This window comes from Corynebacterium sp. HMSC078A10 (assembly GCF_001811565.1).
Lineage (GTDB): Bacteria > Actinomycetota > Actinomycetes > Mycobacteriales > Mycobacteriaceae > Corynebacterium > Corynebacterium hesseae.
In genome coordinates this window covers 1-14,798 of record NZ_KV805207.1, presented here as the reverse complement: position 1 = coordinate 14,798, position 14,798 = coordinate 1, and the positions used below count along the sequence as shown (strand labels likewise).

Below are 14,798 nucleotides of genomic sequence, written 5' to 3'. Positions count from 1 at the left end.
TGTCACGCAAGTATTCATTTAACTCAATTGAAAGGCAGGGATCATGAAGCTGATCCTCACCGCTGCCGTTGAGAACCTCGGCGCCCCCGGCGAAATTGTAGAGGTTAAGGACGGCTACGGACGTAACTACCTGCTTCCGCGCGGCCTGGCAATCGTTGCCACCCGCGGTGCTGAGAAGCAGATCGAGGGCATCAAGCGTGCCCAGGAAGCTCGCGCAATCCGCGACCTGGACCATGCACGCGAGATCCGTACCCAGCTGGAGGAGCTCAAGGACGTCAACGTCCCCGTGAAGACCTCCGAGTCCGGCAAGCTCTTCGGCTCCGTGTCCGCAGAGGACATCGTGAAGGCCGTTGCCGCCGCTGGCGGCCCGAAGCTGGACAAGCGCATCGTTGTGCTTCCCAAGGGCCTGGTCAAGAAGACCGGCAACTACCAAGTCGAGCTGAAGCTGCACGCTGACGTTATCGGCAAGGTGAACTTCTCGGTCGTCGCTGCCTAAGAACTAAGGCGCACGACGGTCACCCTCCGTCCAGCCGCGTGTGAGGCGCGGCGATGGTACGCCAGTAAGTGACCCTCAGACAACAGCAAGGTTTAAGGCCGTGCTCCTCCCACTATGTGAGGTGGTGGAAGGTGTACGGCCTTTAGCCGTTTTAGGCATGCGGGGTGGGGAATCGTCGCCAAGCACGGCATGTGGATAACTCGCGGAACCTGTGGATAAACCTGCGTGCAGTTTACAGTGAGTTTACTCACGCCGCCTTTTGTTAACCCGCAGGTAGCGCCTATTTCGGGTTGAAGACCCTACTTTTTCACGGGTTTTGTGCGTATATTCACACCTCGAAAAACAGGCTCTGACCTGCGGTAATTATCTGTGCTGGTCACAAGCTTGCAGAGTTATCCACAGGACTGACCTCGTGCTTTGCGGAGTTTTCGTCCGCTGAGCTGGTAATTCCACAGGGATCTGTGGATAACTGTGGGAGTTATGCCCAAGGGGCAGTGTCCATTGCCTCGGCTACACTGTTGTGTACTACGCGCGGTTGCCGCTTGGCACTGCCTTAAAGCCTGGCCGTCCGGCGCGGATAGAAGCTGAGATTTTCAGGGGCGGTCAGGGTGGGATCGATGAACGGTGGGATTGATGGACAATGACTAATGCCAGTTTTGATGACGATCAGGTTCCACCGCCGCCTGAACCGGTAGAGGAGGAACCCCGCCGCTCCTACCGTCAGGAGGAGCCGAAGCGTTACGGCGAATTCCGCCAGCCACCCGCGGACCGGGAAGCGGAGCAGGGCGTTCTTGGCGCTATGCTCTTGAGCCCGAACACGGTGATGGAGGTCATTGAAGAGCTAGAGCCGGAGGATTTTTACTACCCCGCGCACACGCTCATCTATCAGGCCATGATTGACCTCTATGCCGCGGGCACCGATATTGATGCGGTGATCGTGGCAGCTCGGCTCGATCGCTACAACAACCTCGAGCGGGTCGGCGGCGCGCCCTATCTGCACACCCTGCTGGCCACGGTGCCGACTGCCGCCAACGCTCGCTACTACGCGGAGATCGTGGCGGAAAAGGCGGTGCTGCGCAAGCTGGTCGACGCCGGAACCAGAGTTGTCCAGCTCGGCTTCCAAGGTTCCGAGGACATGGAGATCGAATCGGTTCTGGACCGCGCCCAGCAGGAAGTCTTCGCGGTGGCACAGAAGAAGACCACCGAGGACTACCGGGCACTGAGCGATCTTATCGATCCCACTATCGACGAACTCGCCGCCCTGCAGCAAAACGGTGTGGAATCGGGCGTGCCCACCGGGTTCATCGACTTGGATAACCTGACCAATGGCTTGCGCGCCGGCCAGATGATCATCGTCGCCGCCCGCCCCGGCGTGGGCAAGTCAACGCTCGCCATGGACTTCATGCGCTCGGCATCTCTGCAGCACAACAAGACCTCCGTGGTGTTTTCCTTGGAGATGTCCGCCTCGGAAATCGTCATGCGCTTGCTGTCGGCGGAGGCGGAAGTGAAGCTGTCGGATATGCGCGGTGGACGCGTATCGACTGAGGACTGGGCAAAGATCGATGACACCCTCAACCGCATCCAGGATGCGCCCCTGTTCATCGATGATTCCCCGAACCTCACCATGATGGAGATTCGCTCGAAAGCCCGCCGCCTCAAGCAGCAGCACGGGCTCGACCTCATTGTGCTGGACTATATGCAGCTGATGTCCTCGGGCAAGAAGGTGGAGTCCCGCCAGCAAGAGGTTTCGGAGTTCTCCCGCCAGCTCAAGCTGCTGGCCAAGGAGCTCGAGGTCCCGCTCATCGCGATTTCCCAGCTAAACCGTGGCCCAGAGTCCCGTACCGATAAGAAGCCACAGCTGGCGGATCTGCGTGAATCCGGCTCGCTCGAGCAGGACGCCGACATGGTTATGCTCCTGTATCGCCCGGACTCACAGGACCGCGATGATCCCCGCGCCGGTGAGGCGGACATCATCTTGGCAAAGCACCGTGGCGGACCGATCGACACAGTGAAGGTGGCGCACCAGCTGCACTACTCCAAGTTCGTCAACATGGCGCATGGTTAAATCACAGGTCCACCACGGCGTTGGGGTCACCCAACCGTGGGCTGAGAATGACTAAGACTAGGACCTGACTTTCCAGGTACGGGGGAGCGTGCTTTTTAAGAGGCTAAGCGCCTATTGAGTGAGGCTGCATGCTGCGGAATTTCTTCCATCGTCAGCATCGAGATATCGAGATCGCCACAAAATTCACGGAACTGCTGGTAGTTCTTCTTCTGCGCTGACGAGTTCGGCAATGTGGTGACAGCGACGATATCCAATTCGCGAGGAACAGAGATTAAAGTCTCACCAGCAGTAAGCTCACCGCCCGCCTGCTGCAACTTGTCCACCTTGAGCGTCCAAGAATCAATGGCCGCGCGCGTGATATTCGCATCAGAAGACCGGAAGTTAAATGCCTGATTAAGCTCGATAACTTCCTCATCATCGACAACCGCCAAAGTTAGATCCAGCTCGCGCCGGGCAACTTGGACGTCGGCGTCAAAGATGGTTGCTTTTTCCAGGCTTGGGAGTTGCTCGTATTGTTTGCGGATAAAGCGTCGTACCTGTCTGACGTCTTGTTGATGCTTGCCGGTGGGGGCTTCGCCAATGAGGGTCGAAAACAGTAGGTCGGTGGCCTCATTGAGGTTTGCAGCGTCCATGCTTTGCATGGGGTGAACCTTGATGAGGTTGTTCCAGTGTCCGCTAATGAATTCGAGATAGCTCGACAGCGTGTGTTGCCCGTCAAGGTTGAGCGGCTCGGTTGTCGTTGTCAGCTTCTTGAGGTCGGCTTTGAAATGTTGCAGGGCTCGCCGGATGGCCTCGGGAAAGTCGGAATCGTGGTGGATACCGCGGTCGGAGCGGAAATGATTCTTTGTTTCGCCTGTTGCGGCATCGATGACGATGACACCGACGCCGATCGTGGTGATGCCCATGGGGCGGGGAACCACGCTTACGGTCCAGTAGTCGAATCTCATGTCATTGTCCTTTGCGGTGTTTGTACGAGCGTAGGAGCTCCCGAGCGTAGTCCTTGCGAGAGAGGACGTAGTTCATGAGTTTGTCAGTCTCATGCGCAGGTATTGCCCATTCTATTGGTAGTGCTTCTTGCAATTCTTCTCGTAGGGTGGTGTCGAGGTTGTCGAGTGCGTTGATGGCTTTGTCCCACGAGCTGTTGGGAATTTCGGTGCGCAGTAGAGGAATGCGTGCGGTGCCGCCTGCGCGTTCTGGCGGGGTTAGTTGCCAAGGGTAGGGCTCCGAGTCGAACCAGAGCCCGTGGTCGATGGACCAGATGGAGTTATCGTCATCGTTGTCCGTGAGGATTTGGAGGTCTTCCTGAACATTGCACAACAACCACAGTGCTATCAGCTTCGGGATGTGGTTGTAGTTGGCGTCGTCGTTAACGTAGGGGATGACTCCGAACCCTTGGTGCAGTGTAGCAGTGTGGAGATTGAGCGAGCCGAAGAGTGGAGTCCCGGTGAGCCTGTATCTCCATATTGATTCTCCAATCATGTGTCCGTGTAGTGACTCGGGGACGTAGATAATTTTCCATGGGCGGATGTGGGCGCCCAGGCGCAGACCGACGATGCTTGCAGCAACTTCGTTGACTACGGCTTCGCGCCCATGGTCACTTTCTATGCGTTTGCACCAGTATTCGTTGCCGTCGTCGGCCTTGCCGAGGAACGGCCGGGTGCCAGTGTGGAAGGCGACTCTTCCGGGGATTTGTAGGTAGGTCTTTTCTTCACGGCTGCGTCGGGCATCGATAGAGATGACGTTGTTGGTGTTCATTGCAAAGCCTTTGCGAGAGGGGTGAGCGGAGTACAAGCCTGCGGGTCTAATGGGAACAGGAAATTTGGGCGTAGTTGCCTATTCGGGGATTATCTGTGTCTACCGCGGCCGTTTTGTGGTCGTGAGGTTTAGAGCGCCAGTAGTGGCGGCTACGACCGATGGGATGAGGATTAGGGTGCTCAGTTCCGTAGTGAGTGTTAGCCTGAACGCGACGATTCCAGAGACGATGCCGAGGGCTAGGAGGATAACACTGTAGATATCGATGACCTTTTTGAGCGTGATGAATCGGGTTTGGACCTATTAGCCTGAGTCCGGTTCTTGAGCGTCACGGGTCTTTTCCTCCTTTTGGATTTTCAGAATAGTCCACTTTTTGTTGGTGCGACCATTCTTTGTGACTTTGTCCTCACGGATTTTGAGGTTGTATGAATCAGTTCCATTGAGGTTGAGACCTTCCACCATCGAAACAAGTCGAAGCGCGCTAGTTGACGTCAAACCAAACTTAGATCATGGGTGGATGAGAAATGTCACTCTTAACACCTCAATATCGTCATCGCAGCATTAGCCAGGGCACACCTGATGGAAACCCGCAGTGGTTACTCCAACAAACGCCTCGTGAGAACACTCAAGAAATACCGCAACTTTTGATTCGTTGTTGGCGGCGAAACCGTCCACGCCGCCGTACCACCTCCACTCGGCCTCACCGTCACCATCCAAGCAATCACCGGCCAAGAACTCTCGCACTAAGTTGGTCTAAGTCGGGTTCGTCAACATGGCGCACGGTTAAATTACAGGTCCACCACGGCGTTGGGGTCACCCAACCGTGGGCCGAGAATGACTAAGACTAGGAAGACGGCTGCTGCGGCGAGTGCGAGCCACCGCCACACGGGGAAGAAGCGCTCGCCACACAGCCGGGCAAACCCTGCTCCGATCAGCGCGCCGAGGGTATTGAAGATGAGGTCATCGATATCGGTGCGCCCCAGGGCGAAGGCGTACTGTGCTGTCTCCAGCGCCAGGCTCAGCGCGAAGCCCCACGCGGCCGTGGCCTTGAGTGAACGGCACATGCTGAAGACGAGCATTCCGAAGGGAATGAAGAAAGCGGTATTGCCCGCGTACTCAAAGAGCGGGCCAAACCAGGTGCCGCCGGAAAACTCATCGAGCGGAACCAAGCGCAGATCGCGGACACGCTGGTTCTCTGGCTTCCAGAGGTAACCAATCTGAAAGAAGGACTTCAGCGTAGTCAGCGCAACCATGACCGCGACCCACGCGCCAAGGGCGACCCTATTGAGCAAGGGTCCTACCCTTGAATTCTGGCAGGGTCAGCGCCGCGACAGCGGCGGTGCCAAAGGCTGCCGCAAAGAGTACGAAGAGCCAGCCCGTGCCCGCCACCGCGATGAGCGGCGGAACGATGAGCGGCGCCAAGATGGATGCGAGCCTGCCGAAGCCGGCGGCAGCACCCGTACCGCGCCCGCGCAGCGCGGTGGGATAGAGCTCGGGGCCGATGGCGTACAAAGCACCCCACGCGCCCAGGTTGAAGAAGGACAGCAGGCAACCGGCCAGGATGATCGTGGCCTCGGTGCTGGCAAAACCATAGAGACCTGCGGAAAGCGCGGAGCCCACGAGGAAGGTAGCCAGCGTGGTGCGGCGCCCCCATACTTCGATGAGCCAGGCCGCGGCGGCGTAGCCGGGCAGCTGGGCCAGGGTGATAATCAGCGTGAAGCTGAAGGACTTCACCAGGGAGAATCCGTCGGCGACCAGCAGCGAGGGAATCCAGATGAAGGCGCCGTAGTAGGACAGGTTGACGCAGAACCAGATGGTCCATAGTGCCAGCGTGCGCCCGCGCAGGGACGGCGACCAGATACTGGCGGCGGTGACGTCTTCCTCGGAGTAGGTCGGTGCCGGGGGCGTGCGGTCGATGTCCGTCGAGTCCACCTCGGCCTCAAAGGAGGCGACGATCTCCTCTGCCTCCTCGTGGCGGCCTTTCGACTCTAGGAAGCGCACCGATTCCGGCAGGTGGAGGCGTACGAAAAGTGCATAAAGGGCGGGGACCATGCCGAGCGCGAGCGCCCAGCGCCAGCCGCTTTCCGACGCCCCCACAACAAACGTTCCAACTACCGCGGCCAGGATCCAGCCCACCGCCCAGAAGGCCTCCAGCAAGACCACCATGCGCCCGCGGACCTTGAGCGGGGCGAACTCGGAGATCAGCGTGGAGGCTACCGGCAGCTCGGCGCCCAGGCCGAGTCCGATGAAGAAGCGCAGGACGATGAGAAGCGTGAGGCCCGTCGCCAGGGCGGAAGCACCCGTGGCGAGGCCATAGACCAGCAGGGTCAAGGCAAAGACGTGGCGGCGGCCGAACTTATCGGCCAAAAGGCCACCAAAGGTAGCACCTAAGGCCATGCCGATGAAGCCCACGGACGCCAGCCATGAGGATTGGGTCGGCGTGATTCCCCAGTGCACGGCCAAAGCGGCCATGATGAAGGAGATGAGGCCCACGTCCATGGCGTCGAGAGCCCAGCCAATGCCGGAACCGAAGAGGAGACGTTTGTGTTTTCCAGTGACGGGAAGGCGGTCGAGCCTCTCCGTGCGAGAGATAGAGCGATGATCAAGACGATTCATGCAGGCTAAGCATACTCTGCGGAGTGAAAGCTTTTCAGGCGCAAAGAATTACTGACTACAAAAACCGAACTCAACGCCATGGCTATACCCGCGAAAAGGGGGTTGAGCAGGCCAAAAGCGGCAACAGGTAGAAGAATAATATTATAGGCGAAGGCCCAAAATAGGTTGCCCTTGATGATGCGCAGGGTGGCCCGCGCCAGGCGTACGGCATCGGCGACGGAACGTAGGTCGTTATTCATTACCGTGATATCGGAGGCCTCGATGGCGACATCGGCCCCAGCACCCATCGCGATGCCGAGGTCCGCCTGTGCGAGTGCCGCGGCGTCGTTCACGCCATCGCCCACCATGGCCACGGTCTTTCCTTGCTGCTGAAGCTGGGCTACAGCGTCCACCTTGTCAGAGGGCATCACCTCTGCTGTCACGTTGGCTTCATCAATGCCAACGGCTCGCGCCACTGCGTGTGCTGCACCTGCGTTGTCGCCCGTGAGCAGATGGGGTGTGAGGCCGAGATCCTGGAGGGCGGAGATGGCGGCGGCTGCGGACTCCTTAACGCGGTCCTGTAGCTCGATGGTTCCCACCACGTCATCCGCCACGTAGACGCCGACCTGCGTCCCAGTGCCGTCGTAGCCCGCGGGTGGGCGTCCCACCCGCACGCGCGCGCCGTCGACGGTCGCTTCGATCCCTTGGCCTGGCAGCTCGCGGTAGTCCTCGGCTGCAGGGATGTCGCCGTCGTAAGCCGCGCGGATGGCCCGCGCGATGGGGTGCTCGGAGCCCTGCTCCGCGGCGGCAGCAAGACGGAGAACCTTCTGCTCTGAGTGCCCCGCAGTGGCCTGAACCGCCGCTACTGACATCTGGCCTTCGGTGATGGTGCCCGTCTTATCTAGAACGATGGTGTCGATCTGGCGGGTCGATTCCAAAATCTCCGGGCCCTTGATGAGGATTCCCAGTTCGGCGCCGCGCCCGGTGCCCACGAGGATTGCGGTGGGCGTCGCCAAGCCCATGGCGCAAGGGCACGCAATGATGAGGACGGAGACGGCGGCCACGAAGGCCGGGGCAACTCCGCCGACCCACAGGTGAGCCACGAGCGCGAGGATAGCGATGCCGATGACGATGGGAACGAAGACAGCGGCGATTCGGTCGGCGAGGCGCTGCACCGGGGCCTTCGAGGTCTGGGCTGCGGTGACGAGCGCGCCCATCTGGGCAAGGACGGTGTCGGAGCCGACGCGGGTGGCGCGCACCTCAAGCCGCCCGGAGGTGTTGATGGTTGCGCCCGTCACCGTGCTGCCGGGTGAAACCTCAACCGGTAACGATTCGCCGGTGAGCAGGGATTCGTCCACGGCTGAATGGCCGGTGAAGACCACGCCATCGGTGGCGATCTTCTCACCGGGGCGAACCACAAAAACATCGTCTACATGGAGATCACTGGCAGGAATACGGGTTTCGGTGCCGTCGCGAAGCACGGTGGCTTCTTTAGCCCCCATAGTCAGCAGCGTGGTGAGCGCCTCGGAAGAGCGCCCTTTAGCCTTGAGCTCAAACCAGCGCCCAAGCAGCAGGAACGTAATGACCATCCCCACTGATTCGAGGTAAATGTGGTCCATCTGCGCGTCATTGGAACGCAGCGTCATATGCATGGTCATGCCGGGCATGCCGGCGTTGCCGAAGAAGAGCGCGTAGAGCGACCAGCCAAAGGCGGCGGTGGTGCCCAGCGTGATGAGCGTGTCCATCGTGGCGGCGCCGTGCTTCAGGTTGGCCCACGTGGCGCGGTGGAAGGGCGCGCCTCCGATGACGTAGACGAGCGTTGTGAGTACCAGGCAGGCCCATTGCCAGTTCTGGAATTGGAGGGCCGGGACCATGGAGAGGAGCATCACGGGCAGCGAGAGCGTCGCAGAGACGAGCGTGCGCTGCAGGATGTCGGAAGCCTCACCCTCGCGGGCGGTGTCCGCCGTGCTTGCCGACGCCTCCCCCTCATCGTCCACCGCAAAAGCCCCGTAGCCCGCGCCTTCGACGACGTCGATGAGATCGGCGGGGGTCGTCGTCGCTGGGTCATAGCTTACGGAGGCAGATTCCGTGGCGAAGTTGACCGTGGCTTCGACGTTGTCGAGCTTGTTGAGCTTGCGTTCCACCCGGGATGAGCAGGAGGTGCAGGTCATCCCGGTGATACCGAGAGTGAGGCTGGTGGTCATGATGCTTAGGCCAACTCGTAGCCGGCTTCGGTGATGGCGGCGGCGACCTGGTCATCGCTAAAGCCCTCACCAGTCACGGTGACGGCGCCGGTGGTGTGGTCAGCGGTGACGTCGGTGACGCCCTTGATCTCCGAGATCTCTTCCTTCACGGAGAGTTCGCAGTGGCCGCAGGTCATGCCGTTAACGGTGTAGGTGGTGGTGCTCATGGTCGTGATCAGACTCCTTAAGTAGTGGGTAGATACACCGTTGAGCGTATACCCCCTAGGGGTATAGGTGCAAGGAATAATTGAGCCTTGTGTACCGTTGAGAGTTGAAAGAACCTACAAAGTTCCCCGAAACAGATAGGAAGAGACATGGCAACGATTGACATCACTGAAGAGACGTTCCAGGAGACCATCTCCGGCGATGGCATCACCCTCGTGGATGCCTGGGCGGAATGGTGCGGTCCGTGCAAGCGCTTCGGCCCGGTCTTTGAGAAGGCATCCGAGGAGCACCCTGATGCCACCTTTGCCAAGTTGGATACCGAGGCAAACGAGGAGCTGGCTGCGAAGCTGCAAATTAACTCCATCCCGACGTTGATGGTTTTCCGTGACGGCATCTTGGTTTTCCGCGAGTCGGGTGCATTGCCGCCGGCAGCCCTGGAAGATCTCATTAGCCAGGTCAAGGCTCTCGATATGGATGAGGTCCGCGCCCAGGTGGAGAGCCAGCAGGCCTAATAATTCCGGATAGTTCGTCTATAAGGCGGTCGAGATAGACCGCTGTGCGCGCTTTCCTGTGAGTATCGCTACACTCGCAGGAAAGCGTCTTTACATATAAAGCACTAACGAGCGCTGCATTGATTACTGCTGCAGGAACCACTAAGGAGTGAGCGCAATGGCAAACCCATTCAGCAAAGGTTGGAAGTATGTGATGGCTTCTTTCGATCAGAAGATCGATGAGAACGCTGATCCCAAGGTTCAAATCCAGCAGGCCGTGGAAGGTGCAAAGGAACAGCACCGCCAGATTTCCGAGCACGCAGCGGAGATTATCGGCCGCAAAACCCAGCTGGAAATGCAGCTCAACCGCCTAGTGAAAACTCAGAAGGACTACCAGGATCAGACGCGCCGGGCCTTGGAGTTGGCGGACGCTTCCGAGGATCCGCAGAAGGCCGCCGAGTACAACCAGGCAGCGGAGGTTGTGGCGAGCCAGCTGGTCGCCGTAGAAAATGAGCTGGCGAATCTGAAGTCCCAGCACGAGGCTGCCGCGCAAGCGGCGGAGCAGGCAAAGGCCCAGCAACAGCAGTCGGAGGCCCGACTGAAGGAGCAGCTCGCGCAGGTGGACCAGTTGCTGTCCCAAGCCGATCAGGCGGCGATGCAGGAGAAGAACGCTGAGGCTCTGGACTCCATGAATGAGCTCAAGCCGGATGACTCGACGCCTACGTTGGATTCGGTACGCGCCAAGATTGAGAAGCGCTACGCTGATGCGCTCGGTGCCCAGGAGCTGCACCAGGCAGCTGGTGGTAGCCGGATTCAGGAGATTTCGGCGGCGGGCCACGATATGGCCGCTATGTCCCGCTTGGATGAGATCCGCGCCGAGATGGCCAAGAACAAGGAGCTGGAAGGCTCATCCTCCAAGACCATAGAGGAGCTCGAGGCCGGCGCCGAAGCCAAGGACGCTGAGGATAAGTAGTAGCCAGCGCGAAAAGGGGCCTTCTGGAGCAGGCCGCATTCTGCGGCCAGGGGATTTCACCACCCCGCGCTCCAGAAGGTCCCTTTATTAAGGTCCCTGTGCGCCTCGACGGTCTAGCTGCCCTGGCGGCGGATATTGATAAGCACGCCGCGGATGCCGGAGTGGAAGCCATCGCGGAGGTTCACGCGCTGGGTTTCGGTGAGCGTGTACTCGTGCAGAGTCTCGCAGGCGAACTGTAGCAGCGGACGGTCGATCTCCGGCGGCAGACCGCCGCCGGAAAGGAGATGGGCTTGGTCGCGCTGATCGGCGCTCGCGGCGTTGTCGAACCACCACGAGGCATATTGCTGCCCCACGTCAAAGGGGGACTGGAAGCCGGCGGAGCTCCACACTTCCTCGGGGAGGGGAACATACTTCGAGCGCAGCTTGCGGCGCGGCGCCATCATCGACGGCTTGGGCGCGGCCGGTTTGGGGGCAGGCTTCGGGGCTTCGGAGCCCGTTTCCTCTTCTGCGTCCGCGGGCTTCTGATCCGCGGCGCTGGGCTTTGTGGCTTGTTCGCCGCAGGGGGCGGGCTCCTCTTCGTCGGCGGGGGCGCTCGGTGCTGCCGACTCTGGGTGCGAGGCGGTGGCAGCCACGTCTTGCGCCGCGGCGGAAGGTGTTGCCGGCCCAGGCTTTGGCGCAGAGGGGAAGGCAGCTTGTGCTTCGGTAGGTTCGTCGCACTCTGGGGCGTCCTCGGTGGCGGAATCGCTAGCGTCTTCGCTTCCTTCTCCGGTGCTCTGGGGCTCGCGGATGGTCGGCGGCAGCGGGCCTTCAAGGACCTCGAGCTCCATCGCGTCGGCGAAGTCCTCCCGCGGATCGAGGATCGTGGTGGAGTCGCAGGCATGGCGCAGAGCTGAAGACATGGAGTCCCAACCGAAGCCATAAAGGTGCACGCGCACACCGTTGTTCACGGCTTCCTGGACCCCGGGAATCATGTCTGCGTCGCCGGAGACCAAGACGAAATCCGTGACTTGGCCCTTCATGGCGGAAACGATCATATCGGCGACGAGGCGGGTGTCCACGGCTTTCTGGGTTCGCCGTTCGCCCCATTCGATGAGTTGACCGGTGCGCAATTGGACGCCATCGCAGACCCGCAGCGCTCGCTGGTAACGGTGGGGGCCGGTATCGGGGATTCCGTCGTACCAGTATTGGCGGTGGATGGGGTTGCCTACTTGGTTCTCAATCATGGAACCAAGGGAGCTGACTACTTCGGGTAAATCAATCTCTAGCTGGGCGCGGGCCCCCGTCTCCCAAGAGTTATAAAAGCTGGCCAGTAGGTATGACGTGTCAACGAAGACAAGTGTTCGTTCAAGCATGGCTCCTAAATTCCGTTCTATTTCTTCTAACTAATTTTCTAGGGTCACTTCTGTGAGATCTTCCAGCCTAGGGCCGGTGTAGTCCAGTGTGCCCCATTAGTCACAAAACGTCGATAACCCCGAGGAAATTCCCAGGTCAATGGCGTTGCCCAAGGGGGGCTTGCGAGGGTTTCGGTGTGGTTATATGGTTAGTTACATGAGTAACCAACCAACGAGGAGGCCGGCATGGACAACTCTGCCCAGCCGCTCTTCCGGCAGATAGCGGTGCTCATCGAGGACGCCATTATTGAGGGCACTCTCGCCGAGGGTGCGCAGGCGCCATCCACTAATGAACTTGCCGCCTTTCATAGCATCAACCCCGCCACTGCCCGCAAGGGGCTGACCCTCCTCGTAGATCTAGGAATCCTGGAAAAGCGCAGGGGGATAGGAATGTTTGTCACCTCAGGTGCAGCCGAGAAGATCCGCGCGCGGCGTCGCCAAGAATTCGCGGCCGAGTACGCCGCGCCGCTTATCGACGAAGCCGTGCACCTGGGCTATACCCGCCAGCAACTCCACGACCTCATCGACCTTGTCGCAGAAAGCCGAGGACTCTACTCATGATTTCCACTCCGCACTTCACCTTCAGCGACGGCCTTACGCACGGCCTCGTCGGCCCCAATGGCATTGGCAAAACCACCTTGATGCGTAAAATCGCCGGTCAGCTGAATGCTTCCGGCATCACCGTCGATGGTGACAAGCCTTACGACAATGAAAAAGTCCTCAACAAGATCGTCCTCATGGGCATTGATAACCCCCTGCCTGAAGGCTGGAATATGAAGAAGGTCTTCACGGTATGCAGCCTGCGCTGGCCCACCTGGAACAAGACGCGCGCCGCGGAACTGGTCGAGCGCTTCGAGCTTCCGATGAAGAACTACTCGGGCCTCTCCCGCGGGCAAAAGTCCGCGGCGAGCTTCATCGTTGCGGTGGCTTCGGGGGTGCCGTACATGCTTCTCGACGAGCCCTATCTCGGCCTCGACGCTTCCAAGCGGGAAGTATTCTATGAGGTCTTGCGCGAAGAGCATGGTCGCACCATTATCGTCTCCACCCATCACCTCAACGAGCTTTCCGGTTTGCTTGATACCGTAGCCCTGATGGGGGAGAACCCGCTCTCCGGCCCCATCGATGAGTTTATCGAGGGCGTCGTCCAGCTCACCGGCTCTGCCGAAGCCCTCGACCGCGCGTTGGGGCGCTTGCAGCTCCCGGTGCTCGAGCGCGAAACCTCCGCCGTGGCGGACCGAGCGCTTGTCGACGCCCGCCCCAACCACACCGCCAACGTCTTTGCCATGGCTCAGGAAATGGGGCTGCGTGCCACCGAGGTATCCCTCGAACAGGCAGTTCTGGCATTGGGGGAGGCGTGATGAAGCTGTATAGGCATATGGCGCTGAGCTGGAATAGCCTCTTCTTTGCCCTGTGGTTCGTCGTCTTGCCGGTGATCGGGATGGGCAGCGGGCGAGGGTGGGCCATCGGCTACTCACTCTTTATGGTGCTTACGGTCTATCTATCCCAGCCTGATTTCTCCCGCTATCTCACTTTTGGCCTCAGCTCGCGTATGTGGAACGGGCACCGGCGCATCAATGCCACCCTGACGCTTTTGTTGATTCTTGTTAGCGCGCCCTTAGCCTTTCCGTGGTGGGTTCTCATAGCGCCAACGGCAGCGTGGATTTTCTGCATGGCCAAGCGCGTCGAGCCATCACGACTGACCACTAGCTCCCTCATCGTAGGTAGCGATGGTGATTCTTCGACGGGCTGGTTCTCAGCGTCCCCGGTTTCGCAAATTGTGGTGCGCCCCCAGGTGCGCGCCTGGATGTGGACGGCGATCGGCATCGCCCTCGCGATCGCGGTGAACCTCGTGTTGATCAAGCTGTGGGATACCGGCGTGGGCATCGTGGGTGTCATTGTTACGTTGATTGTCCTGCCGCTAGTGGCTGATTCAATCCGCAGCTCACTCAAAGATGCAGTGGCCTTTGGACTGCCGCGCGGTGTGTGGGCCAAGGTCACTTTGCTGTGCACGGCAGTCCCCGTGGTCCTATCGGTCTTGGCCGATCTTGTATCCATGATGTGGACCGGCAATCCAGCCGGATTCACCATCGTGTGTCTTGCAACGACGTCACTACTTTTAACTTTCGCCATTACCGACAAACTGACGTGGCTCTACACCACTGCGCTAGCGGGAGTAATCGCCGCACTGTTCATAGCGTGGCTTATCAATCCCAGCGTTGCGATGGGGTGGGCGCTCACAGGGATGGCAATCATCTACGTCGTGTGGGTTGCCGTATATCCCCGGATGGCGAAGAGGACCAACGTGTTTAGCCCGGGGCTCATGGGCTGGTTTGGGGCACGCTGAGAGCCAGCCAATGTCTGCGTAAAAAGCTTGTCTTTGTGCACTTCAAGAAGGGGTAAAAACCTTCATTGAAGTGCATATTTGTGTTTTATCAAGGCCGTGTGTAACTTTATATGAGTCAGCGCGACCGACAGCGCCCCACAGGAACTGAGGTTCTTGGAGAGAGGCAGTAGGAAAACAGGCCCTGACAAAAAATGTTTTCTTTACTCACAGTACTGCGTACCGTCAAAGGCGTTCCGTATGACTGTGTGGTGACGATGTTTGAGAACTCAATAGTGTGCCAATG

At 59.5% G+C, this 14,798-nt stretch carries 14 protein-coding genes; 7 read left to right on the top strand and 7 right to left on the bottom strand.

Going from position 1 to position 14,798, the window contains the following annotated elements; all coding sequences use genetic code 11:
• The first annotated feature begins 43 nt into the window (after positions 1-43).
• Together rplI and dnaB are read left to right on the top strand one after the other, a co-directional pair.
• The gene (gene rplI / locus HMPREF2808_RS07140) at positions 44-496 is read left to right on the top strand and encodes a 50S ribosomal protein L9 (protein ID WP_070524218.1); all 453 of its coding nucleotides are present in this window, start codon (positions 44-46) and stop codon (positions 494-496) included.
• 640 nt (positions 497-1,136) lie between these two features.
• A complete protein-coding gene (gene dnaB / locus HMPREF2808_RS07135; protein ID WP_010187892.1) occupies positions 1,137-2,561 on the top strand; it encodes a replicative DNA helicase in 1,425 nt (474 codons plus the stop codon).
• 95 nt (positions 2,562-2,656) lie between these two features.
• Here the strand turns inward: dnaB and HMPREF2808_RS07130 are convergent, their stop codons facing one another.
• From HMPREF2808_RS07130 to HMPREF2808_RS07105, 6 genes are all read right to left on the bottom strand, one after another.
• Complete coding sequence (locus tag HMPREF2808_RS07130) at positions 2,657-3,508, bottom strand: DUF3037 domain-containing protein (protein ID WP_070563953.1); 852 nt, start codon at positions 3,506-3,508, stop codon at positions 2,657-2,659.
• 1 nt (position 3,509) lies between these two features.
• Positions 3,510-4,316 carry a HipA family kinase gene (locus HMPREF2808_RS07125; protein WP_070533733.1) on the bottom strand — a complete coding sequence of 269 codons (807 nt, stop codon included), beginning with the start codon at positions 4,314-4,316 and terminating at the stop codon, positions 3,510-3,512.
• Between the two features lie 785 nt (positions 4,317-5,101).
• On the bottom strand, positions 5,102-5,566 hold the full coding sequence (locus tag HMPREF2808_RS07120) for a VanZ family protein (RefSeq protein WP_070533734.1): 465 nt from the start codon (positions 5,564-5,566) through the stop codon (positions 5,102-5,104).
• 28 nt (positions 5,567-5,594) lie between these two features.
• A complete protein-coding gene (locus tag HMPREF2808_RS07115; RefSeq protein WP_070533736.1) occupies positions 5,595-6,929 on the bottom strand; it encodes an MFS transporter in 1,335 nt (444 codons plus the stop codon).
• A gap of 5 nt (positions 6,930-6,934) precedes the next feature.
• Complete coding sequence (locus tag HMPREF2808_RS07110) at positions 6,935-9,112, bottom strand: heavy metal translocating P-type ATPase (RefSeq protein WP_070597052.1); 2,178 nt, start codon at positions 9,110-9,112, stop codon at positions 6,935-6,937.
• Positions 9,113-9,117: 5 nt separating this feature from the next.
• The gene (locus tag HMPREF2808_RS07105) at positions 9,118-9,318 is read right to left on the bottom strand and encodes a heavy-metal-associated domain-containing protein (protein WP_070524224.1); all 201 of its coding nucleotides are present in this window, start codon (positions 9,316-9,318) and stop codon (positions 9,118-9,120) included.
• 147 nt (positions 9,319-9,465) lie between these two features.
• Here HMPREF2808_RS07105 and trxA point away from each other — a divergent pair, with 147 nt between their 5' ends.
• Together trxA and HMPREF2808_RS07095 are read left to right on the top strand one after the other, a co-directional pair.
• Positions 9,466-9,828, top strand: a complete 363-nt coding sequence (trxA, locus tag HMPREF2808_RS07100) for a thioredoxin (protein WP_070524226.1) — start codon at positions 9,466-9,468, stop codon at positions 9,826-9,828.
• Between the two features lie 157 nt (positions 9,829-9,985).
• The gene (locus tag HMPREF2808_RS07095; RefSeq protein WP_070624323.1) at positions 9,986-10,780 is read left to right on the top strand and encodes a PspA/IM30 family protein; all 795 of its coding nucleotides are present in this window, start codon (positions 9,986-9,988) and stop codon (positions 10,778-10,780) included.
• A gap of 113 nt (positions 10,781-10,893) precedes the next feature.
• Here HMPREF2808_RS07095 and HMPREF2808_RS07090 read toward each other — a convergent pair whose 3' ends face one another.
• Positions 10,894-12,132, bottom strand: coding sequence for an NYN domain-containing protein (locus tag HMPREF2808_RS07090; RefSeq protein ID WP_070561790.1), 1,239 nt, complete (start codon positions 12,130-12,132; stop codon positions 10,894-10,896).
• 225 nt (positions 12,133-12,357) lie between these two features.
• Here HMPREF2808_RS07090 and HMPREF2808_RS07085 point away from each other — a divergent pair, with 225 nt between their 5' ends.
• Genes HMPREF2808_RS07085 through HMPREF2808_RS07075 form a run of 3 tightly spaced genes read left to right on the top strand, consistent with a single transcriptional unit; the run spans position 12,358 to position 14,515 of the window.
• The gene (locus HMPREF2808_RS07085; RefSeq protein ID WP_070533746.1) at positions 12,358-12,732 is read left to right on the top strand and encodes a GntR family transcriptional regulator; all 375 of its coding nucleotides are present in this window, start codon (positions 12,358-12,360) and stop codon (positions 12,730-12,732) included.
• Positions 12,729-13,529, top strand: coding sequence for an ATP-binding cassette domain-containing protein (locus tag HMPREF2808_RS07080; RefSeq protein WP_070533748.1), 801 nt, complete (start codon positions 12,729-12,731; stop codon positions 13,527-13,529). Before HMPREF2808_RS07085 ends, HMPREF2808_RS07080 begins: the two co-directional genes overlap by 4 nt.
• Positions 13,529-14,515, top strand: coding sequence for a hypothetical protein (locus HMPREF2808_RS07075; protein ID WP_070563971.1), 987 nt, complete (start codon positions 13,529-13,531; stop codon positions 14,513-14,515). Before HMPREF2808_RS07080 ends, HMPREF2808_RS07075 begins: the two co-directional genes overlap by 1 nt.
• Positions 14,516-14,798 lie beyond the last annotated feature (283 nt).

Bases quoted from the DNA above. Each gene is read 5' to 3' on its own strand.
- rplI (WP_070524218.1), top strand. From the start codon at position 44: ATGAAGCTGATCCTCACCGCTGCCGTTGAGAACCTCGGCGCCCCCGGC.
- dnaB (WP_010187892.1), top strand. From the start codon at position 1,137: ATGACTAATGCCAGTTTTGATGACGATCAGGTTCCACCGCCGCCTGAA.
- HMPREF2808_RS07130 (WP_070563953.1), bottom strand. From the start codon at position 3,508: ATGAGATTCGACTACTGGACCGTAAGCGTGGTTCCCCGCCCCATGGGC.
- HMPREF2808_RS07125 (WP_070533733.1), bottom strand. From the start codon at position 4,316: ATGAACACCAACAACGTCATCTCTATCGATGCCCGACGCAGCCGTGAA.
- HMPREF2808_RS07120 (WP_070533734.1), bottom strand. From the start codon at position 5,566: ATGGTTGCGCTGACTACGCTGAAGTCCTTCTTTCAGATTGGTTACCTC.
- HMPREF2808_RS07115 (WP_070533736.1), bottom strand. From the start codon at position 6,929: ATGAATCGTCTTGATCATCGCTCTATCTCTCGCACGGAGAGGCTCGAC.
- HMPREF2808_RS07110 (WP_070597052.1), bottom strand. From the start codon at position 9,112: ATGACCACCAGCCTCACTCTCGGTATCACCGGGATGACCTGCACCTCC.
- HMPREF2808_RS07105 (WP_070524224.1), bottom strand. From the start codon at position 9,318: ATGAGCACCACCACCTACACCGTTAACGGCATGACCTGCGGCCACTGC.
- trxA (WP_070524226.1), top strand. From the start codon at position 9,466: ATGGCAACGATTGACATCACTGAAGAGACGTTCCAGGAGACCATCTCC.
- HMPREF2808_RS07095 (WP_070624323.1), top strand. From the start codon at position 9,986: ATGGCAAACCCATTCAGCAAAGGTTGGAAGTATGTGATGGCTTCTTTC.
- HMPREF2808_RS07090 (WP_070561790.1), bottom strand. From the start codon at position 12,132: ATGCTTGAACGAACACTTGTCTTCGTTGACACGTCATACCTACTGGCC.
- HMPREF2808_RS07085 (WP_070533746.1), top strand. From the start codon at position 12,358: ATGGACAACTCTGCCCAGCCGCTCTTCCGGCAGATAGCGGTGCTCATC.
- HMPREF2808_RS07080 (WP_070533748.1), top strand. From the start codon at position 12,729: ATGATTTCCACTCCGCACTTCACCTTCAGCGACGGCCTTACGCACGGC.
- HMPREF2808_RS07075 (WP_070563971.1), top strand. From the start codon at position 13,529: ATGAAGCTGTATAGGCATATGGCGCTGAGCTGGAATAGCCTCTTCTTT.